The sequence below is a fragment of the Cloacibacterium sp. genome, from assembly GCF_047601505.1.
Classification (GTDB): Bacteria; Bacteroidota; Bacteroidia; order Flavobacteriales; family Weeksellaceae; genus Cloacibacterium.
In genome coordinates, this window is record NZ_JASGJD010000001.1 from 352,460 (window position 1) to 374,605 (window position 22,146).

Below are 22,146 nucleotides of genomic sequence, written 5' to 3' on the forward strand. Positions count from 1 at the left end.
CAAATTTACATTAATTTTCGGCTGTTTTCTTTCTCAAAAATTCTAAAATTTTCCAGCCATAAGAGTCTATTTTCTTCAAAATTTCGGCAAAAACGATTGCCAAACCTACATTCAAAGCATAAATCAAAACCATTAAGACCCAAGTATTAACATTTTCTTTAAGAGCCGCTACCACAAAATAAACCACAGAAGAACTCATTCCTTGTGCAAAATAATAGAAAATAGCGTTTTTGCCAATATAATTTATGAAATTGTCTTTGGTGATTTTCAAGCGGTTATATAAAACAAAAATTGTTACTAATGAAAGCAAACTCCAAACAATATAAGGAATTTTGGGCGGAAATTTTTGTTTGTTGAATTTATAGAAAACTTCATCTCCAAAATACCAGAAAACCAAAATCAAACTCAAAGCTACAAAACCATACAAAACAGGCACAAAAACGTTTTTAATTTTCTTTCCTTTCAATTGAATTGCAAATAAGAAAATTGCTAAATAAAAAGCAACATAACCAACCTGTCCACTTGGATAATAAGGCGCATAATTTCTCATCACATCATTATCAATATTAAAATAAATGGTAAGTGCCAAACAAACACCAATTAACCATTTAATATGCTTTGGAAAGAATTTTAAAATCAAAACTCCAAAAACCGTAACAATATAATAGACTTTAAGATACCAAAAACTTCCCATTACTACAGGAAAACTATCACAATTGCTATAACTATGCAGAAACCAATTCCCAAGAATATCCCAATTAAAAGCAGAATCTACATTAGGAACGCCATATTTAGTCCCAAAAACGGTATAGTACGATTGCATCCCTTCTGTTCCGAAAATTCCAAAAATTCCCCATTTCATTATTCCATCCAAGAAAAATAGAAAAGTTACAAAAATCATATAAGTAACTTGCAGTTTCAGCAATCTGTACAAGGTTTTTTCTACATTATTGCCAGAAGTTAATCCACTCAGCGCAAAAAAAACAGGTACATCTATTAATAAACTTAAAGTTCTTACTTCCGACGGGAGATAAAGTTGTCCGCTCCAGAAAGCAGTATGAATAAAAACGATAGAAAGTGTAGCCAAGCCTTTGGCAAAATCGATGTAAAGATCTCGTTTCATAGAATTTATAAAGTGTTTTCAAATGTACAATTTTCGTTTTTAACTAAAAAATTTTAGCATTAATGTGGATAACTCATTTTTTTTTCTTACTTTTGCACCTCGAATTAACTAAAAATATATAAACAATGTTTGCAATCGTAGAGATAGCAGGGCTTCAATACAAAGTTGAGCAAAACCAAAAGTTGTTTGTAAACCGTTTAAAAGGTGAAAAAGGAGACAAAGTATCTTTCGAAAAAGTTCTTCTTACTGTAAACGGAACAGTAACTGTAGGTGCCCCGGCTGTAAGTGGTATCGCTGTAGAAGCGGAAATTCTTGATCATGTTCAAGCTGATAAAGTAATCGTTTTCAAAAAGAAAAGAAGAAAAGGTTACAAAGTAAAAAATGGACACAGACAACAATTAACACAAATCCAGATTGTTTCTATCGCAGGTGCTGAAGCTCCAAAAGCTAAAAAAGCTGCTAAAAAAGAAACAACTGAAGAAGGAGCAGAACCAGCTAAAAAACCAGCTGCTAAAAAAACTGCTAAAAAAGAAACTGAAGAATAGTATTAATTTACGATAAAAATTTTTAAACAAAATGGCACACAAGAAAGGAGTTGGTAGTTCCAAAAACGGTAGAGAATCTCACTCTAAAAGATTAGGTGTAAAGATTTTCGGTGGTCAAGAAGCTATTGCTGGTAATATTATCGTAAGACAAAGAGGTACACAACACCACCCAGGTGATAACGTGGGAATTGGTAAAGACCATACTTTGTTTGCATTAGTAGACGGTAAAGTAGTTTTCAGAAAGAAAGCAAATAACAGATCTTTCGTATCTGTAGAACCAAACGCATAATTAAGCGTTATATACAACACAAGAACCTCGGCATTTGCTGAGGTTTTTTTATTTTTTAGGAGGTTATCTTCGGTTTTTTTATTTATTTTTGATGAAATTTGAAAAAATGAAAGTGAATTTTCCTACTATTATTTTAGCAAGCATCACTCTTGCTTCTTGTTCATCTCAAAACATGAAAAGTACTTATCAATATCCCGAAACTAAAAAAATTGCTCACTCAGACGAATATTTTGGCGCTAAAGTAGAAGACCCTTATCGTTGGTTAGAAGACGATAGAGCAACCGAAACCAAAGATTGGGTAAAACGTGAAGTAACATTCACCCAAGATTATTTATCAAAAATTCCTTTTCGCGAAGAAATCCGTTCTCAATTAAAAGACATTTGGAACTACGAAAAAATCTCTGCCCCATTTGAAGAAGGAGATTATACCTACTTCTACAAAAATGACGGTTTGCAAGCACAATCTGTCTTATACAGAACCGACAAAACAGGGAAAACAAAAGTCTTTTTAGACCCCAACAAATTTTCAGAAAAAGGAACGACCTCTCTTTCCGGACTTTCTTTCAACAAAAAAGGAAATTTAGTTTCATATTCTATCTCTGAAGGAGGTAGCGATTGGAACAAAATCATCATTATGAATGTGGCTACTAAGAAAATTCTAGACGAACCAATTGTATGTAAGTTTAGCAGCACTTCTTGGTACAAAGACGAAGGTTTTTACTATTCTAAATACGACCAACCAAAAGAAGGAAGCATTCTTTCTGGTATGACGGACACTCATAAAGTATATTTTCACAAGTTGGGAACCAAACAATCTGAAGACCAATTGATTATTGGAGGAGATAACTTCAAAAGAAGATATTTATCTGCTTATGTTTCGGAAGACGAAAGATTTCTTATTCTTTCCGCAGCTGTAAACACAAGTGGAAACGAACTGTATATTAAAGACTTAACCAAAAATTTAGATTTTACTCCAATTCAAAAAGGATACGATTACAATACAAATATCATCGACACTAAAGGAGACGAAATTTATATTTTCACAGATAAAAATGCTCCGAATATGAAATTGCAAAAATTTAACATCAATAATCCTGATGTTTGGACAGATGTAATTCCAGAAACTGATAATGTTTTGAGCGTTTCTACTGGAGGAGGAAATATTTTCGCAAAATATATGAAAGACGCCGTTTCTTTTGTAAAACAATTCGACTATAACGGAAATTTAATTCGAGAAATTGCTCTTCCCGGAAAAGGAACGGCAAACGGTTTTGGCGGCAAAGAAAATGACAAAGAAATCTATTATTCTTTTACAAATTACATTACACCAGGAACTACCTATAAACTGAATATTGAAAATGGAAAATCTGAAATATATGAAAAACCAAAAGTAAAATTCAATCCAGAAAATTACGTTTCAGAACAAGTTTTTTATACTTCTAAAGATGGAACTAAAGTTCCAATGATGATTTCTTATAAGAAAGGATTAAAATTAGATGGTAAAAATCCTACAATTCTCTACAGTTATGGCGGTTTTAATATTTCTTTAACTCCAAGTTTTTCTGTTGTTAATGCCATTTGGATGGAAAATGGTGGAATTTACGCCGTTCCTAACATTAGAGGCGGTGGCGAATATGGAAAAAAATGGCACGATGCGGGCACAAAAATGCAAAAGAAAAACGTTTTTGAAGATTTTATCGCTGCAGGCGAATATTTACAAAAAAATGGTTATACTTCTCCAGAATTCATGGCACTTTCGGGCCGTTCAAACGGCGGTTTATTAGTAGGAGCTACCATGACAATGAGACCAGATTTAGCAAAAGTAGCTTTCCCTGGAGTTGGCGTTTTGGATATGTTGAGATATAATAAATTTACAGCTGGCGCAGGTTGGGCTTACGATTATGGAACAGCAGAAGACAACAAAGAAATGTTTGAATATTTAAAATCTTACTCTCCAGTTCATAATGTTAAAAAAGGAACTTGCTATCCTTCTACCATGGTAATTACCAGTGACCATGACGACAGAGTTGTACCAGCACATTCGTTTAAATTTGGTGCAGAATTACAAGAAAAACAATCTTGTAACCAACCTATTTTAATAAGAATTGAAACCAATGCAGGACATGGCGCAGGAAGAAGCACAGACCAAGTAATTGGCGAAAACACAGATATTCTGAGCTTTGCCCTTTACGAAATGGGACTTGAAAATTTGAAAAAATAAATAAACAAAACCGCAGAAATTTCTGCGGTTTTACTTTTTAAATCTATCATTCATTTTCTTTTTGAAGGAAGCCTTGTCCTCATCTACTTTCTTTTTAATTTCTTTAACTTTCTCTACCGTTTTTTTAATTTTTTCTTCTTTTTGTTCTATTTTTTTAGAAATAAGAGTTTTCTTTAGACCTCCTTCAATTCCTCGCCAAAAAAGATTAAAAAAAGATTTTGTTTTGTCTCGTTCTGCATCTACTTCAACGCTTTCTGGGAATTTCTTAGAATTAGATTTTACAAACAAATTCACCAAAGCACTTAAAAACTTTTTCTTTTGTTTCGTTTCTTTATCTAAAATACTAACTTTTAAATCTTTATGCGTCATATTCATATCGCCAAAAATATGAGTATTATTTCCGTTATAATTAAAATTTAATTGTCTTATTTCGCCTTGAACCGTAATATTGAGATAAGGCTGAACAAAAAGATTAATATTTTCTGCCGGAAGATTTGAAATATTACCAGAAATTTTAAAAAAATCGTCTTTTCTAGCGGTATCAAAACTCCAATTTACGTTCATTGGAGAAGTTTTCATAAACTTACATTGAATTGAAATAGGAACTAAAGTTTTCTGGAAACCTTTATTAGAATTGAGATTTTGCGCTTTCAAATTAAAGTCGGAGAAAATCAATTTTCCTGCCGGATTTTCATTTGTATTGTCTTCTTCGTACTGCAAATAAGAATTCTTAACACTCAGATGATGAACCAACAAAGAAAATTTTATACTTCGAAGTAACTCTGAATACATTTTTTTTCTGCTCAAATCATCTTTTGGAAATTTACTCCTAAAAATAATCGCTTCAACTCCATTAAAATCAATTTTATTAACATTTATATTGGGTTGATTATTTGTAAAATTGAAATCAATTCCTGAAATTTTTGTTTTGGCAATTTTTATATTGTACCAATCTTTTTCTGTTTTAATTTTTCTACTAAATTCTTGCCTAGAAAGCAAAGGCAACATTGAAAAATTATTAAACTGCCAACCTTTATTATTAGCCAATAACTCATTCATTTTCAATTGATAGAACTCATTTGCTTTAAATAAAATTCTTCCTGTTTTAACACTGTAATTTTTGCAAGAAAAAGGAATTTTACCTTTTATAGTTTCTTCATTTACCAAAAAATTATTTACCGAAGCGTTGATATTTTTAACAGACAATTTTTCTTTTCCATCAAAATCTTTTAAATCAAACTGAGCATTTTGGAAGATTAAATTTTTCAAATCCAATTCATAAGGAAGAGTTTTTTCATATCTCTTTCTCTTCATTTTACTTTCAAAAAGTGTAATTTTTGGATGAGAAAAAAGAATTTCATTAAAACTTACTTTATTGTTTATCAATTCAATATCACTAAAATTTAATTCAGAAGCTTCAAAATGAACAAGATTTTTGTTTGGAAATTTTTGTTGAAAATTTTTTAACTTCACCTGAGGCAAAATCTTAAAATATTTTACAGAAAGTTTTCCATTTTCAGTATCAATATTTTTAGCAGTAACTTTATAAACTTCATCGGGAAACACTTCAAAATCATTGCCTTTAAGTGAATAATCATCAAAAACGAAAGGCAATTTACGCAACTCATCTTCTTCTGTAAAATCAAGATTATCAACACTCAAACTCAATTCTTTAACCTTCAAAAGAGGAAATCCGTTTCGTCTGTTTATAACAAAATTCCCATTTCTAATCATCATATTTTTGAAGACGACAGAATTCTTCTTTTTCTTTATTTTTGGAGTAGAAGGCTTTGCTAAAGTAATTTTCAAATTGGGTTTACTTAATTTTATTTCATCTGAATTAATGGTTTTATTTACCAAAGCATCATACATCCCAAGATTGCTGATGTAAATAGTATCAATATTTCCATCTAAGCCAATAATTTCCTGATTTTCAGGATTTTTATTTGAAACTTTAATATTCGAAGCAGTAATATCGCCCTGTAAAAATCTGATTTTTAAATCTTTGTAAGTGATATTGTATGGCGTTTTCTCTTGAATATATTGAGGAAGATTATTTTTTAACCAATATCTAAATCCTAAAATCGTTGCTACAGATAATGCAGCAACACTGAATATGAAAAACAAAAAAAATTTTAGAAATCTCTTCATACGGTAAATTTAGAGATTGATTAGCCGTAATTTTTATAGAATTTTGAGCGATTATTATAAATCATCCATTCTAAGAAATATCCAATTCAATTACATAACCTTCGTGGCTTCTTACATTGATGAAATCTCCGTCGTTAAAACACAAATATTGTCCTTTAATTCCTTTTAAGACACCTTCAAACTCTGGCTTAGAATCTAGTGTAAAAGAAGTAATTTTTGAAGGGGCTTCATAAGGAAAATCTAGTTTCCAAACCTCATTTTCATCAATTACAAATTGCTTACTTTCTTTCGGAAAGAAATCTTCAATTTTATTACGAAAATCTATTAAATCTACATCGCTTTCTCTTTCATCTTGAAGCATTTTTCTCCAATTAGTTTTATCGGCAAGATGTTTTTTCATTTCAACTTCTATCACTCCAGCTTCGTATCTATTGGTAGTTCTTGCAATTGGAATGGCAAAAGTAGCGCCTTGGTCTATCCAACGAGTTGGCACTTGAGATTCTCTGGTTACGCCCACTTTTACATCGCCAGTATAAGCCAAATACACGATATGAGGTTGCAACTGAATTTCTTTTTCTACTTCCAAATCTCGTTCTTCTATGCCAAGATGCGCCGTAGAAAGTTCTGGTCTCAAAATCGTTTCGCTAGCATAAGGACTTTCGAAAAAACATTCTTTACAAAATCCCATTCTGTATATTTTTTTGTCTTTACCACAATTTACACACTGATATCCAACGTGTTTTAGGTGTAATTTTTTACCAAAAAGTTGATTCATCGAGATTAGATCTCCTGAAAGATTAAGGTAATAATTGATGGGATTTCCGAAAACGGAAGACATTTTGAGAATTTGTCCTTTAAAGTGCATTATGAATAAAATTTTACGTAAAAATAGCAAAACATTTTATTACATTTGTCTTTAGTAAGAAAAACATTGTTTAGCAATACAAATGAATTATTTAGTAACAGGCGGTTCGGGATTTATTGGCTCTCACTTAGTTGAAAGATTACTAAAAGAAGGACATTTTGTCATAAACATTGACAATTTCGATGATTTTTATGATTATAAAATAAAAATTAAAAATACTTTAGAAAGTGTAAGTTTATCAACAGATTTTAATTTCTCTGAAAAAGAATCTGACATTCTGAAACTTATAGAAAAAACATCATCAGAAAACTACAAATTATATTACACAGACATTAGAGATAAAGAATCTTTGGCTCAAATTTTCAAAAATCATAAAATTGATTGTCTCATCCATCTTGCTGCGTTAGCTGGCGTAAGACCTTCTATTGAAAGACCTCTAGATTACGAAGAAGTAAACATAAAAGGAACGATGAATCTTTGGGAATTATGCCGAGAATTCAATGTAAAAAACAATGTAATTGCATCTTCATCAAGCGTTTACGGCAACAACGAAAAAATTCCTTTCTCGGAAACTGATAATGTAGACAAGCCCATTTCGCCATACGCTGCCACTAAAAAATGTACAGAAATTCTCGGTCATGTTTACCATCATTTATACGAAATGAACATGATATTTTTGAGATTTTTTACCGTTTTCGGACCGAGACAAAGACCAGATTTGGCAATTCATAAATTCACAAAACTTATTTCGGAAAACAAAGAAATTCCGTTTTATGGAGATGGCTCTACCGCTAGAGATTACACCTTTATTGATGATATTGTAGATGGCATTATAAAATCTATAGAATATGTAGAAAAGAACAGCAATGTGTACGAAACCATCAATCTTGGTGAAAGCCAAGTAATTACACTTAACGAAATGCTTAGTGGCATTGAAAAAGAATTAGAAAAAGTTGCCAACAAAAAAAATCTGCCAATACAACCGGGAGATGTGCAAAAAACGAACGCAGATATAGAAAAAGCCAAAAACCTCATCAATTATCTGCCAAAAACCAACTACCAAAATGGCATAAAAATCTTTGTGGAATGGTTTTTGAGAAATAACAACTAAATTAATTGAAAATCAACGATAAAAAAGTTTAATTTTTTTTATAATTTTTTACTTTTGCAAAAAATTTAGAATTATATGTACTGGACATTAGAATTAGCTTCATATTTAAGCGACGCACCTTGGCCGATGACTAAAGCAGAATTAATCGACTACGCTATTAGAACAGGTGCTCCAATGGAAGTAGTAGAAAATCTTCAAGCTATTGAAGACGAAGGAGAAATATACGAAAGTATAGAAGAAGTATGGAGTGACTATCCTACTGACGAAGATTTCCTTTGGAACGAAGACGAATACTAAAAAACAACTAGCTTCCGGCTCTCAGCTGTCAGCTTTTTATTTAAATTATATAAATCCCAAATTTTTGGGAGGAAACATTATTCACTTTATTTGCCGCAAACCATCTAGGTAAACGCCAAATGTAAAATTACTATTTATGGGATTTTTAGATACAGTTCTCAAAAGTTTTCTTGGTGACAAAAACGCCAAAGACTTAAAAGAAATTAAAAAAGTAGTTGACAAAGTAAAAAAAGCAGAACCTGCTATTGAACAACTTTCTGATGATGAATTAAGAGGGAAAACTCAAGAATTCAAAGAAAAAATTGCAGCAGCTACTGAAGACATCACCAAAGAAATAGCTGAAGTTAAAGAACAGATTAAAACAACTACAAATGTAGATGAAAAAGAACAGCTTTTTGTAAAAATTGAAGAACTTAAAAAAGATTCTTATCAAATAGAAGAAAAAGTTTTGGCAGAAATTCTTCCCGAAGCCTTCGCTGTGGTAAAAGAAACAGCAAAAAGATTGGCAAAAAACGGAGGACTTACCGTAAAAGCGAATGCTCATGATATGGTAATGGCAACTACGAAAGATTTTGTAGAAATTAAAGATGGTAATGCTTTCTGGAAAAACAAATGGGATGCTGCGGGTAAAGAAGTTGTTTGGGACATGGTTCACTACGACACTCAATTTATTGGAGGGGTAGCTCTTCACAGTGGTAAAATTGCTGAAATGGCAACTGGTGAGGGTAAGACTTTAGTAGGAACATTACCAATCTATCTTAACGCACTTCCTGGTCGTGGTGTACACGTAGTTACCGTTAACGATTATTTGGCAAAAAGAGACTCCGCTTGGATGGGACCAATCTATCAATTCCACGGGTTAACAATAGATTGTATCGATTTACATCAGCCAAACTCAGATGCCAGAAGACAAGCATATCAAGCAGACATCACTTACGGTACCAACAACGAATTTGGTTTTGACTACCTAAGAGACAACATGGTAACTTCTCCTAATGAATTGGTACAAGGCGAATTAAATTTTGCTATTGTGGATGAAGTTGACTCTGTTTTAATTGATGATGCTAGAACACCGTTAATTATTTCTGGTCCAGTTCCTCAAGGTGATAGACACGAATTTGACGTTCTAAAACCATCTGTAGATAGAATTGTTGCAGTTCAAAAACAAATAATTTCTAATATTCTTGCTGAAGCTAAAAAACTAATTGCTGCTGGCAATAAAACAGATGGAGGTTTCAAACTTTTACAAGCTTACAGAGGTTTACCCAAAAATAGACACTTAATAAAATTTCTTTCTGAAGAAGGTATAAAAGTACTTTTACAAAAAACAGAAGGCGAATATATGCAAGACAATAACCGAAAAATGCATATTGTTGATGAAGACCTTTACTTTGTAATCGATGAAAAAAACAATCAAATTGATTTAACAGACAAAGGTGTAGAATACATGTCTCAAGGGAATCAAGATTCTAATTTCTTTGTATTAGAAGATCTTGGAACAATGATTGCCGAACTAGAAAATCAAAATCTTCCAAAAGAAGAAGAATTTGCAAAAAAAGAAGAACTTTTCAGAGATTATGCCGTAAAATCTGAGAGAATTCACACTTTAAGTCAATTATTAAAAGCATATACACTTTTCGAAAAAGATGATGAATATGTAGTAATAGACGGCGAAGTAAAAATTGTAGATGAGCAAACAGGTCGTATTATGGAAGGAAGACGTTATTCTGACGGTCTTCACCAAGCCATTGAAGCCAAAGAAAATGTAAAAATTGAAGCAGCTACTCAAACTTTTGCTACTATTACCTTACAAAATTACTTCAGAATGTACAACAAATTGGCTGGTATGACGGGTACCGCTGAGACTGAAGCTGGAGAATTTTGGCAAATTTATAAATTGGATGTAGTGGTAATCCCTACCAACAGACCAATTCAAAGAGACGACAAACAAGACTTAGTTTATAAAACAAACAGAGAAAAATTCAATGCTGTAATAGAAGAAATAGAAAAACTTACTGCAGCAGGAAGACCTATATTGGTAGGAACAACTTCGGTAGAAATTTCTCAATTATTATCAAAAGCTTTACAATTAAGAAAAATTCAGCACAATGTATTGAATGCTAAACTTCACAAAAAAGAAGCAGACATTGTAGCAGAAGCTGGTAGAGCTGGCGTAGTAACCATTGCTACTAACATGGCAGGTAGAGGTACCGATATTAAACTACAAGGAGATGTAAAAGCAAACGGCGGTCTTGCCATTATTGGCACAGAAAGACACGACTCTAGACGTGTTGACAGACAGCTAAGAGGTAGAGCTGGAAGACAAGGAGACCCTGGTAGCTCACAATTCTACGTTTCTCTAGAAGACAATTTGATGAGACTTTTCGGTTCTGAAAGAATTGCCAGAATGATGGACAAAATGGGACACAAAGAAGGAGAAGTAATTCAGCATTCTATGATTACCAAATCTATCGAAAGAGCTCAGAAAAAAGTAGAAGAAAACAACTTCGGCATCAGAAAAAGATTGCTTGAATACGACGACGTAATGAACAAACAACGTGACGTAATCTACAAACGTAGAAAAAACGCATTGTTTGGAGACCACTTAAGATACGACATTACCAACTCTATTTATGATGTAGCAGCAAGCATCGTTTCGGCAACTAAAGCAGGAAATCAGTTTAAAGAATTTGAATACGAAGTCATTAAATTCTTCACGATGGAATCTCCTGTTACCGAAGAAGATTTCAAAGTTAAATCTGTAAAAGAATTAACAGACATTTTATTCAATAAAGCGGAAGAAGATTACAAAAACAGACTCAATTTGTTAAAAGACAATTCTTTCCCAATTATAGAAAATGTGTACAAACAACAAGGGCATATGTTCAAAAATGTACAAGTTCCTTTCTCTGATGGCAACAAAACGATAACAATTGTTACAGATTTGAAAGAAGCTTTCGATACTCATTGCGAATCTATGGTTAATGATTTTGAGAAAAACATCTGTCTTTCTATTATTGATGAAAACTGGAAAAATCACCTTAAAGAAATGGACGATTTAAGAAAATCTTCTCAAGGTGCAGTTTACGAACAAAAAGACCCTTTAATTATCTATAAACAAGAATCTTTCCACCTATTCAGCGAAATGATGGATAAAGTGAACAAAGAAATTATCTCTTTCTTATTCAAAGGTGAAATTCCTACAGGATAAAAGATTCTCACTATATTTAAAATAAAAATTAAAACTTCTTCGTTATACAAATTATGAAGAAGTTTTTTTTATTTTTGATGAGTTTTTTACTGCTTTCTTGCAACGGACAAGAAACAAAAACTCTACCTATTAAATCTAAGAAAATGGAAAATAAAAATCTAGAATATGCTACATTTGGTGGCGGATGTTTTTGGTGCGTAGAAGCATGTTTTGATATGCTAAAAGGAGTAGAATCTGTAACTTCTGGATATTCTGGTGGACATAAAGAAAACCCAACCTACGAGGAAGTTTGCACCGGAGAAACTGGGCATGCAGAAGTGGTTCAAATCGCTTTTGACCCAAAAGTAATTTCTTTTTCTCAACTTCTAGAAACATTTTGGTTTCTACACGACCCTACTACACTCAACAGACAAGGAAATGACATTGGCACACAATATCGTTCTGTAATTTTTTATCATTCGGAAAAGCAAAAAGAAGAAGCTCAAATTTCTTTAGAAAATTCAGAAAAATCTGGAAAATGGAACGGAAAATACGTTACTCAAATTGTTCCTTTTGAAAAATTCTGGAGTGCAGAAACGTATCATCAAAATTATTATGACATTAATCCCAACCAGCCATATTGCAGCGCTGTAGTAGGTCCAAAAGTAGCCAAATTTAAAAAACACTTCGGCGAACTTGGTTTGTTGAAATAAAACGGAAACCTCAGCGAAAGTTGAGGTTATTTTTTTGCATATTTCTCAAGAATTGTTTCCGATACATCCTTTAATGCCTTTCCGTTTTCTGGATGAATTCCGTAATGTGTGAAAAACTCAACTTTATTGTTAGATTTATCATACCAAACCTTACCTAATGCATTCTCTACAGTTAAAGTATCTGGTCTTGTAATTTTTTTTAATAATTTTTTTTCTTCATTAAGTGCGATAATTTCCTTGCCTTCAATTAATTCATCACAAAAAATTTCAACATAAAATTCTCCATTCCAATACATACATTGTTTTTTTTCTTCAGTAGAAATATTATTTTTAGAAATTTCTTTAATTTCTTGAGGAATATAAACTATTTGCTGAGGTATAACTATTGGCGAATTTTCATTTTTTTTGACCAAAAAACCAGTATCTGATTGATCAGAAACATTTGCCTTTTCATTGCCTTTAAAAAAATTAAATTTATTTAGAATCAAACCCAAAACAAATACCAGTCCTACAATACCAAAACCACTTTTCTTCAAAGAAAAATTATGAACAACCAAAGAAATACTATCTTTAATTATAACTAAATTATGAAGAATCTCTTCTAAAACGGTAGTACCATTTACTGAAATTAAAGTTTGTTTAAATTCTTTCTCGTAAAAATCATCAAAATTTTTATATCCAATTAATTTACTCAAAAAGTCCCAAGCAAGATTGTCTTTAAATTTATAATTTATTTTTTTTCCCAAATGTAGATTATCATAACATCTTACTAAAGTTTTTGCGCTAACTTCATAATTGTAATTTACATCAAGCTCTAATTCAAAATGCTCAGCAATATTATTTTTAGCCTCAGTATTTAGTGTATTTTTTCCTTTTTCAAAAACTTTCTCTATCAAAAGTCTTCTGGCTTGGTAAATCTTTGACATTTTAATAATTAATTATTACAAATTAGACAATTTTCAGACAGAAAAAATTACGGAAAACCATAAAACCTGAATTTTCAGTGTCTTTTTGTGTCTTTTATCTGTCTAACAACTACACCTGTTACCACTGTATCTTTGACTTGTAAATCAGTGACAGACAAAACATTAAAAAACAAAGTTACAAAACTGATTTCAAAAAAACTAGATAAAAACGGAGGACTAATCTCTGGACTTGGGAAGCAGTTATTCTCTTCCGTTTTTTGATGGTTCACTTCCCAAAAATTTAAGAAGCGCTTCTTTTTCAAAATGTGTAACACTACTCGCAATCTGTTTTGCGGAGAAGAACACCAATGCAAATTTTAAATTTTTACAATCATGTTAGAAATAATTCTTATGCTTTTGGGATTAGCATTTCCTAATAGTGAATCAAATAATACAGAAAATAGCACTCAAAGTCAGATTACAATAGAAAATGTACAATCTACTGATGACACTGCAAATGATGATTCTGGCCCTGGTAACGGAGGGACAAGTGGTAATGGAGGGCAAATTCCTCCAAACGCACCATAATTTTTTAAGAGCAGACAATAATAGTCTGCTCTTTTTTTGTAACTTAGAGCTAAAATTTTTTCTTTTGAAAAAACTAACTCCATTCTTACTAACTTTTGTTCTGCTTTATTGTAGTAAAAATACAATTGATAGCTCTAAATCAGCTGAAAATAAAATTTATTTAAAAGCCATTGATTTTAGAAATTCAGAAAAAAAAGACTCTGCTTATATATATTTTGCAAGAGCAAAAGAAGATTATCTTAAATCTAACGACTCTCTCTTTGTTGCAAAATCTCTTGTAAACATGGCTATTATACAAACAGATAAAGGAGATCATTTTGGCGGCATAGAAACTTCTTTAGAAGCAGAAAATTATCTCAAACGTAAAGACAGCACCATTTTAAAAATAAAATCTTCTAATTATAACAATCTTGCTTTAGCAAATGCAAAACTTAAGAATTATGAAAATGCTGAAAAATATTATTTTTTGGCACTTACATCGACAAATAATTATAATTCTAAATTAATCATCTATAATAATATTGGTAATAATTTTTTAGATCTAAAAAATTATCAAAAAGCTAAAGAATATTACCTAAAGGCTCTTAAAACAAAAGATAGTGTTTCTTATGCTCGAGCACTTAATAATTTGGGAAGGTGTTTGTTCGAGGAAAACAGAAGAACAAATGTCTTGCCCTACTTTTTTAAAGCTTTAAATATAAGAACCAAAACTAATGATTTTTTTGGACTCAATTCTAGCTATGGCACATTGGCCGACTATTATGTAAAAATATCACTAAAAAAATCAAAATACTATGCAGAGAAAATGTATAACGCTGCAAAAGAAATAAAAAATCCTGATGACCAATTAGAAGCATTACAAAAACTAATCGCATTAGAACCTTCTGAAAAATCTAAATTCTATTTTTCTAAATATCAAAAAATTAATGATAGCCTACAAACTGCAAGATCAAAAGCAAAAAATCAATTCGCTTTAATTAGATATGAAACTGAAAAAGAAAAAACTGAAAATGCTCAAAATAAAATTAAAATTTTAAATAGAAATATTGCTCTCTTATTATTATTTTCAACAATAATTATAAGCATTTTTTGGTATAGAAAAAGAAAAAAACAAACAGAACGAGAAAAAGAACTTCTAAAACAAGAAAAAGAAATTGAAGTAAAAAATACGCAGTTAAAATATTCTAAAAAAGTACATGATGTAGTTGCTAATGACTTATATCAAATAATGGTAGAGATAGAAAATAATCCCGAGCTCAAAAAGGATAAAATATTAAATGATATTGAAAAACTCTATGATGAATCTCGAGACATTACTCAAGACGATTCAGAGAAAAATTTCAATAAAGATTTTACAACTAAATTATCTCAGATGATTTCTTCATATAATTCCGATAGTCAAAAAATTTACTTAGTAGGAAACGAAAAATTAATTTGGGAAAATATTTCGTCCAAAATTCAATCAGAAATCTATTACGTGATAAGAGAATTTTTAGTGAACATGAAAAAACACAGTCATGCAAAATTAATTTCCATAAAATTTGAAAAAAATCAAAAAAAAATAAATATAAAATATGTTGATAATGGTGTAGGTTTTAATCATTTACAAATAAAAAGAGGTTCTGGATTGAAAAATACGGAAAACCGTATTGCCACAATTATGGGAGAAATTAATTTTGAAAAAAATCCAAAGGGAGGATTAATTATTAATATTTCAATACCAATTTAAAAAATGTTTAAAAAAATAATTATCGCCGAAGACCACGAAGTAAGAAATCTTGGTGTTATTAATACTCTAAAAGAATTAAAAATTCCTACATTCGAATTTGTAAATTACTGTGATGACGCTGTACATAAAATAAAAAACTCCATCTCAGATAATAATCCTTATGATCTATTGATTACTGATTTATCTTTTGATGAAGATTATAAAAATCAAGAAATAAAAAATGGACAAGAGCTAATAAAAGAAGTAAGAAAAATGCTCCCAAATCTAAAAATAATTGTTTTTTCAATAGAAAAAAAACCTAAAATAATTGATGACCTTTTCAAAATATATCAAATTGACGGTTTTGTAAGCAAAGGGCGAAATGATGGAAAAGAACTAAAAAACACCTTGAAGAAGGTTTTTGCCAATAAAAAAGTGCTTCCTCAGGAAATTATCAATTCTATTCGGAATCATGCTACAGAATTCAATTCATATGATGTTTTACTATTAGAATCCTTAGCAAAAGGCTTAAGGCAACAAGAAATAGAAGAATATTTCAAAGAAAAAAATATAAAACCCAATAGTCAAAGCTCAATAGAAAAACGTTTAAACGAATTAAGAGAATCTTTAAATGCTAAAACAAATGTAGAAATGGTTGTTTTATGCAAAGATTTAGGAATTATCTAGTTCCTTTGCTCTCAAATTTTAAGCCCCATTTGAAATAAATTTCAAATGGGGCTTAATTTTTTACATATTTTTTTCATTTTACGGTTTTCCGTAAGGAAACCTCTGATTGTCAATTTACTTTTGACATGTTTAATCAATTAAAAATTTTTATTATGAAAAAATATGGAAATACAAATGGGGATTCTGGTGTTTCAGGATACCAAATTGGAAGTAATTATATCTGGGTTGAATTTTCAACTGGTAGTGTTTATGAATATACATATTCAAGTGCAGGAGTGAGCAATGTAGAAACTATGAAGCAGTTAGCAGAATCTGGAAGTGGATTAAATGGATTTATTAATAGTCATGTGAAATTTAAATACTCAAGAAAAATTAGATAAATATCATGGGAAAATTTATCATCAGAAAACAAAAAAACGACGAGTATATGTTCAACCTGAAAGCAGGAAACGGAGAAATAATACTCACAAGTGAAGGTTACAAAGCGAAAGACAGTTGCAAAAAAGGAATTGAATCTGTAAGAATAAATTCTCAAATAGACTCTCGATACGAAAGAAAAGAAACAGTAAGCAATAAATATTATTTCGTTTTAAAGGCCGGTAACGGAGAACCAATCGGAAAAAGTCAGTTTTATCTTACAAAACAATCTATGGAAATAGGCATCGCTTCTGTAAAGGGAAATGCTCCCGATGCAGAAATTGTAGATGAAACCATTTAAGCCAAAATCTTATGGAACTCAAAATAAAACTAGAGCAACTCAACCAACGTGTAAATGGTTTAAAAGAACAAATACAAACTGAAGAAGCTACAAAAAATGCTTTTGTAATGCCATTTATTCAGATTTTGGGATATGATGTTTTTAATCCTACTGAAGTAATTCCGGAATATATTGCCGACATCGGAACTAAAAAAGGAGAAAAGGTAGATTACCTCATCAAAAAAGATGAAGAACCAATCTTAATTATAGAATGTAAAAACTGGAAAGAAAAAGCAGACGCTCACAATTCTCAACTTCATCGTTATTATCATGTTACCAAAGCTAGATTTGGCGTATTAACCAACGGAATTATCTATAATTTCTATGCAGATTTAGCACAACCTAATATTATGGACGACAAACCATTTCTTACCATTAATTTGGAAGATTTGAAGGATAGTTCTATAAAGGTTTTGCAGAATTTCACAAAGTCCGAATACAATTTAGCAAATATTTTAGATTCTGCCGAAGCAATGAAATATATCAAAGCCATCCGAAACGAATTTGAAAAAGAGATAGAAAATCCTTCTGACGAAATGGTAAGGTTGCTGGTAAACAAATTTTTTGAAAAACCACTCACTGCAAACCGAATGGTTGCTTTCAAAGAATATACAAAAAGAGCTTTGAGCATTTCTATTTCAGAATCTATAAGTTCTAGATTGAAATCTGCTTTAGTAATTAATGAAAATATTGAAACTGGGAAAACTAATACCTTGGGAATTAACGAGAACATCGAAATCCCAAAATTTATAACAACAGACGAAGAGCTAGAAGCTTTTCAAATTGTAAAAGCGATTCTTCGCGAAATTATTCATTCTGAAAGAATTGCTTACAGAGATACACAATCATATTTCGGAATTCTTTTAGACGACAACAACAGGAAACCAATTTGCAGATTTCATTTCGGGACAGCAAAAAAGCAAATAGAATTTTTCCACAACGGAAAAGATTCTGGCGAAAAAGTAACGCTTAGTTCTTTAGACGAAATCTACAACTACCGAAGCGAACTTCATAAAACCATTGAAAATTATAACTAAATTTTGGAAATATGGAAACTCCAACACAAAACGAAACAACATTTTATCAAGATGCAACTGTAACAGTTACACAATCAAGATTTGTAACACACTCAAAAACATATGCAATGAGAAATATCTCTTCTGTACATATTTTTGAAATTGTGAAAAGTAAAGTAATACCTATTATTCTGATAATTTTAGGTTTACCAATGCTCTTAAGTAAAGAAGCCATTTTTTATGGAATTGTAACAATATTAATTGGAGTTCTTTGGCTAATATTTAATAAAAATGAATATGCAGTAAGAATAAGCACTAATGCGGGTGAAGCAAACAGTATCGTTTCTAAAAATAAAGCCTATATCCAAAAAATTGTAAATGCTCTTAATGAAGCTATAATTCACAGAGGATAATTATGAAAACCTTTCTATCCATATTAATCATAGGTTTCGGAATGTTATTTTCCGATTCCTTTTCCTACTCCAAATCAAAAAACCTTCATGGAGGAAGATGTACCGGTTCTGCTAATTGTACCGCTTGCTCTAGTTGTTCTAGATGTGGACATTGTAATTCTGGAGGAACTTGCGAAGTTTGCAGCGGAGCATATAGTGAAAAAAGTTATTATTCTACCCAAGAAAAAAACGCAAAACAACACGGCTTTCAAGTTCCACGAGTTTATATTCATCAACTAAGAAGATGAAAACAGATTTAGCACCTTCTCCAACAGTAAAATATTATGATGCAAATAACGAAACTATTGTTAAGACTATAAAAGAAGATACAAATATTAGAGAATTACCATCAACAAAATCCAAAATCATAGAAAAAGTAGAAAAAAACGCTTCTCTAATTCTTTTACAAAATTCTGGAAAATGGCTGAAAGTAAGAGTAAAAAAGAGTGGGAAAACAGGTTATGTGTATTATAAAAATTTATACTAGATGAAACTCCTCTTCATTTTCTGTGCACTTAGTTGCTTTCTCGGGATTTTAAAATTACCGATTGAGTACTACACTTTCTTGCGGATTGTTGTTTCATTAGGAGCAATTTTGGCAATATATAATTTCATTAAAATTAGAAATTATTTTTGGCTGGGAATTTTTGCAGGAATTTTATTGCTCTTCAATCCTATTTTTCCGATTTATTTATACCAAAAATCAATTTGGCTTCCTATTGATGTTGTAGTCGGAATATTGTTTTTACTCCTCACTTTTTTTCAGAAAAAAGACGAGAAAAATGAAACCGTTTCCGATGTTTCTACTCCCCCAAAAATTAAGCCTTTAGAAAAAATCATTACCCCTAAAAACAAAAATTAAACTATGGAAATCACCATTTCAACCCAATTAAAAAGTCATTTTTTAAGACTATATCAAATTGCTTGTTCCGACGAAAATTTTGATGTTTTAGAGATGAGGCAACTTTACAAATTTGCCGAAGAAAGAGGCATTGATTCTGCACAACTTAACGATATTTTAACAAATCCTGTTCAAAGACTGGGAATTCCAGATTCATTAGAAGAAAGGATAGAATATTTGTACGATTTAGCGATGATGATTTGGGCAGACCAACATATTAGCGATGATGAAATTAACACACTAAAAAAATATTGCAAAAAGTTTGAGTTCGTGGAAGAAAACGTTACAGAAATCTGCAATTTTTTGATAGAATGTGCAAAAAAGGAAACCCCTAAAGATGAAGTTCTTAACCTAATAAAAAATTAAACTATGGTAAATCTCAATCAACTTTTTACTCTAAAAAAGATAATTCCACTCCCAAACTCTGAAGACTCAAATTCTGAAGAAAAAGAAACTCAAGTAAGGGTTACCTATTATCAAAGTGGTTTTGGAGCAGCCCAGAAAGCCATGGGCAATCCTATTAATTTTAAAGCTTGCCTACAAAACGTTTATACAAGTTTCGAAGAACAGTGCAGAAAACAAAAAGAAGAACAGGAAAACTTGAAAAAGCCTTATGAAGAAGAAAAGGTAAGAAATCAAAGTGAGCTTAAAAATTTAGAAACAGCAATTTCTATTTTCGAAGAGAAAAAAATAGAAACTGTAAATAAAATTAACGAGGCAAAAAAAGATATAGAAGAAGTGAAAAATAAGCCTGAAAAATTTGGATTAGACATTTCTAAAAAACCGAAAGCACAATTTTACATCGGACTTTTTCTTCTGCTTCCAATTACTATCTACTTATTTGTTTTCTACATTTCGGCTACATATTCAGCATTTTTTAAAGAATTTTCTAATGACAGTCTCACTGCAGCAATTTTTGATGCGCAAGCATTTAATAATGCAATGAAAGCAGGATGGCTAGAAGGAATTCTGGTTATAACTATTCCTTCGGTTTTCTTAGGATTAGGTTTTATCATTCACATGATACAAAAAGGAAAAGGAATCAAAAATACAATTAGGCTTGTTGTACTATTCATCACTACTTTTTTGTTTGACGGGCTCTTAGCTTATCAGATTGAAAAAAAGATTTATGAATTTAATAAAACAACAGAATCTGCTCCTTACAACTTAAAAATTGCATTAAGCGAAGCAGAATTTTGGATGATTATTTTTGCGGGATTTGTAGTATATATTATTTGGGGATTAGTATTTGATATTACAATGAAAGAATATGAAAATATTGATAAAATAAATGGATTTATTACTTCTAAACAAGAAGAACTAAAAAATTTAGAACACGAAAAAACAGAAATCACCGAGAAAATAAACGATTACCTCCAGAAAACATCAGAGATAAAAGGAAAAATAATTGAAATTCAAAATAAGATAGATGGTTTTATATTGCCTGTAAAAAAATATCTCCATTATCACAATCAGTATAAAGAAGGTTGGTTTCAAGCAATTGTCTCAGAAATTGCATTACCACATGAAAGACAAAAAGAGATTTTAGAAAACTGTGAAAACATTTCCATTGAACATTTAAAATCTTTAGACTTATTAGACCCAAGCTTTCAACATCTTATTTACTCTAAAATTTCTTAACATGAAAACAAAATATTTTAAAATAATTTTTGTGTTCTTACTATCTATTTTGGTGATAAACTGCTCTGATGATAAAAAAGAAACAGAAAATAAAGATGGCAGAAAAACAACAGAAACAAAAAACTCTAAAAAAGAAAATCTCAACATTAGTATTCTATTAGACTTATCAGACAGAATTAATCCAAAAAAATATCCGAATCCCACAATGGAATATTATCAGCGAGATTTGGGCTATATAGAAACCATCAGCAAAAATTTTGAGAATCATCTGAAAGGAAAACCAATCCGTCAAACAGATGATCAAATTCAAGTTTTCTTTGAACCAGAACCGTTGAATCTGGCAATCAATTCTTTATCAAAAAATTTAAAATTGTCTTTTGACAAAAATAACACAAGCAAAGAAAACATTTCAAAAATATCTTCAGTCTACAGGACGAACTCTACAAAAATATACAAACTTGCAATTGCAGATAAAAATTTTGATGGAGCAAATATTTGGAAATTTTTTAAAAATAAAGTGAAGGATTATTGCATAAAAAACAATCACAGAAATATTCTCATTATTCTTACAGACGGATACATATATCACAAAGACAGTAAATTTACTGAAGGGAACAAAAGTTCATTCATAACTCCAGAATTCATTCGCGAAAAAAAACTGAATACTTCTAATTATAAAGAAATTTTTGTTAAAAATAATTTAGGGTTTATTCCTGCCACTCAAAATTTAGACAATTTGGAAGTTATAGTTATAGGTATTAATCCATCCAAAAAAAATCCTTACGAAGAAGAAGTGATTAATCTATATTGGGAAAACTGGTTTAAAAATATGGGAATCAAAAAAACATATATAAAAGAAGCCGATTTACCTACAAATATAGGAGATGTATTAGAAAATATTATTCTAAACAAATAATGATTACGGTTTTCCGTAAGGTCAGAATTTTCATTGATTTTATCTTTGAAGAAGTAATTTAACTTCATAT

At 30.7% G+C, this 22,146-nt stretch carries 24 protein-coding genes; 20 read left to right on the plus strand and 4 right to left on the minus strand.

What is annotated here, in order from left to right:
* Positions 1–10: 10 nt before the first annotated feature.
* Positions 11–1,123, minus strand: coding sequence for an acyltransferase family protein (locus QM746_RS01615; protein WP_414982615.1), 1,113 nt, complete (start codon positions 1,121–1,123; stop codon positions 11–13).
* 125 nt (positions 1,124–1,248) lie between these two features.
* Here QM746_RS01615 and rplU point away from each other — a divergent pair, with 125 nt between their 5' ends.
* The 3 genes from rplU to QM746_RS01630 all read left to right on the plus strand — a co-directional run bounded on the left by rplU (position 1,249) and on the right by QM746_RS01630 (position 4,178).
* A complete protein-coding gene (gene rplU / locus QM746_RS01620; protein WP_374364090.1) occupies positions 1,249–1,668 on the plus strand; it encodes a 50S ribosomal protein L21 in 420 nt (139 codons plus the stop codon).
* Between the two features lie 31 nt (positions 1,669–1,699).
* Complete coding sequence (gene rpmA, locus QM746_RS01625) at positions 1,700–1,957, plus strand: 50S ribosomal protein L27 (protein ID WP_002984034.1); 258 nt, start codon at positions 1,700–1,702, stop codon at positions 1,955–1,957.
* Between the two features lie 106 nt (positions 1,958–2,063).
* Positions 2,064–4,178, plus strand: a complete 2,115-nt coding sequence (locus QM746_RS01630; protein ID WP_414982616.1) for a prolyl oligopeptidase family serine peptidase — start codon at positions 2,064–2,066, stop codon at positions 4,176–4,178.
* A 30-nt stretch (positions 4,179–4,208) separates the two neighbouring features.
* On the opposite strand, the gene QM746_RS01635 is transcribed toward QM746_RS01630, so the two are convergent.
* Together QM746_RS01635 and QM746_RS01640 are read right to left on the minus strand one after the other, a co-directional pair.
* The gene (locus QM746_RS01635) at positions 4,209–6,329 is read right to left on the minus strand and encodes a hypothetical protein (protein WP_414982617.1); all 2,121 of its coding nucleotides are present in this window, start codon (positions 6,327–6,329) and stop codon (positions 4,209–4,211) included.
* A gap of 70 nt (positions 6,330–6,399) precedes the next feature.
* Positions 6,400–7,194, minus strand: coding sequence for a DUF2797 domain-containing protein (locus tag QM746_RS01640; protein WP_414982618.1), 795 nt, complete (start codon positions 7,192–7,194; stop codon positions 6,400–6,402).
* Between the two features lie 82 nt (positions 7,195–7,276).
* Here QM746_RS01640 and QM746_RS01645 point away from each other — a divergent pair, with 82 nt between their 5' ends.
* The 4 genes from QM746_RS01645 (at position 7,277) to msrA (ending at position 12,505) form a co-directional block, all read left to right on the plus strand.
* On the plus strand, positions 7,277–8,305 hold the full coding sequence (locus QM746_RS01645; protein WP_414982619.1) for a GDP-mannose 4,6-dehydratase: 1,029 nt from the start codon (positions 7,277–7,279) through the stop codon (positions 8,303–8,305).
* Between the two features lie 75 nt (positions 8,306–8,380).
* Positions 8,381–8,602: a DUF2795 domain-containing protein gene (locus QM746_RS01650; RefSeq protein ID WP_002662059.1), complete on the plus strand. Its 222-nt coding sequence runs from the start codon at positions 8,381–8,383 to the stop codon at positions 8,600–8,602.
* 136 nt (positions 8,603–8,738) lie between these two features.
* The gene (secA, locus tag QM746_RS01655) at positions 8,739–11,813 is read left to right on the plus strand and encodes a preprotein translocase subunit SecA (RefSeq protein WP_414982620.1); all 3,075 of its coding nucleotides are present in this window, start codon (positions 8,739–8,741) and stop codon (positions 11,811–11,813) included.
* Between the two features lie 53 nt (positions 11,814–11,866).
* A complete protein-coding gene (msrA, locus tag QM746_RS01660) occupies positions 11,867–12,505 on the plus strand; it encodes a peptide-methionine (S)-S-oxide reductase MsrA (protein ID WP_414982621.1) in 639 nt (212 codons plus the stop codon).
* Between the two features lie 26 nt (positions 12,506–12,531).
* On the opposite strand, the gene QM746_RS01665 is transcribed toward msrA, so the two are convergent.
* The gene (locus QM746_RS01665; RefSeq protein WP_414982622.1) at positions 12,532–13,431 is read right to left on the minus strand and encodes a hypothetical protein; all 900 of its coding nucleotides are present in this window, start codon (positions 13,429–13,431) and stop codon (positions 12,532–12,534) included.
* Between the two features lie 372 nt (positions 13,432–13,803).
* On the opposite strand from QM746_RS01665, the gene QM746_RS01670 reads away from it, so the two are divergent.
* The 13 genes from QM746_RS01670 to QM746_RS01730 all read left to right on the plus strand — a co-directional run bounded on the left by QM746_RS01670 (position 13,804) and on the right by QM746_RS01730 (position 22,076).
* Positions 13,804–13,998: a hypothetical protein gene (locus QM746_RS01670; protein ID WP_414982623.1), complete on the plus strand. Its 195-nt coding sequence runs from the start codon at positions 13,804–13,806 to the stop codon at positions 13,996–13,998.
* Between the two features lie 64 nt (positions 13,999–14,062).
* Entirely contained in the window at positions 14,063–15,727 is a 1,665-nt protein-coding gene (locus QM746_RS01675) for a tetratricopeptide repeat protein (protein ID WP_414982624.1), read from the plus strand.
* A 3-nt stretch (positions 15,728–15,730) separates the two neighbouring features.
* Positions 15,731–16,393 (plus strand): DNA-binding response regulator, encoded by a 663-nt coding sequence (locus QM746_RS01680; protein ID WP_414982625.1) that lies wholly within the window; start codon positions 15,731–15,733, stop codon positions 16,391–16,393.
* Between the two features lie 152 nt (positions 16,394–16,545).
* Complete coding sequence (locus QM746_RS01685) at positions 16,546–16,773, plus strand: hypothetical protein (protein WP_414982626.1); 228 nt, start codon at positions 16,546–16,548, stop codon at positions 16,771–16,773.
* 5 nt (positions 16,774–16,778) lie between these two features.
* The gene (locus QM746_RS01690) at positions 16,779–17,111 is read left to right on the plus strand and encodes a YegP family protein (protein ID WP_414982627.1); all 333 of its coding nucleotides are present in this window, start codon (positions 16,779–16,781) and stop codon (positions 17,109–17,111) included.
* An 11-nt stretch (positions 17,112–17,122) separates the two neighbouring features.
* Entirely contained in the window at positions 17,123–18,187 is a 1,065-nt protein-coding gene (locus QM746_RS01695; RefSeq protein WP_414982628.1) for a type I restriction endonuclease, read from the plus strand.
* Between the two features lie 11 nt (positions 18,188–18,198).
* A complete protein-coding gene (locus QM746_RS01700; RefSeq protein ID WP_414982629.1) occupies positions 18,199–18,579 on the plus strand; it encodes a DUF6232 family protein in 381 nt (126 codons plus the stop codon).
* Positions 18,580–18,581: 2 nt separating this feature from the next.
* Positions 18,582–18,866 (plus strand): hypothetical protein, encoded by a 285-nt coding sequence (locus tag QM746_RS01705; protein ID WP_414982630.1) that lies wholly within the window; start codon positions 18,582–18,584, stop codon positions 18,864–18,866.
* A complete protein-coding gene (locus QM746_RS01710) occupies positions 18,863–19,105 on the plus strand; it encodes an SH3 domain-containing protein (protein ID WP_414982631.1) in 243 nt (80 codons plus the stop codon). Before QM746_RS01705 ends, QM746_RS01710 begins: the two co-directional genes overlap by 4 nt.
* Entirely contained in the window at positions 19,106–19,480 is a 375-nt protein-coding gene (locus tag QM746_RS01715) for a DUF6804 family protein (protein ID WP_414982632.1), read from the plus strand.
* 3 nt (positions 19,481–19,483) lie between these two features.
* Positions 19,484–19,885: a hypothetical protein gene (locus QM746_RS01720; RefSeq protein WP_414982633.1), complete on the plus strand. Its 402-nt coding sequence runs from the start codon at positions 19,484–19,486 to the stop codon at positions 19,883–19,885.
* A 3-nt stretch (positions 19,886–19,888) separates the two neighbouring features.
* Entirely contained in the window at positions 19,889–21,160 is a 1,272-nt protein-coding gene (locus tag QM746_RS01725) for an ABC transporter permease (protein WP_414982634.1), read from the plus strand.
* Between the two features lies 1 nt (position 21,161).
* Positions 21,162–22,076 (plus strand): hypothetical protein, encoded by a 915-nt coding sequence (locus QM746_RS01730; RefSeq protein ID WP_414982635.1) that lies wholly within the window; start codon positions 21,162–21,164, stop codon positions 22,074–22,076.
* Positions 22,077–22,146 lie beyond the last annotated feature (70 nt).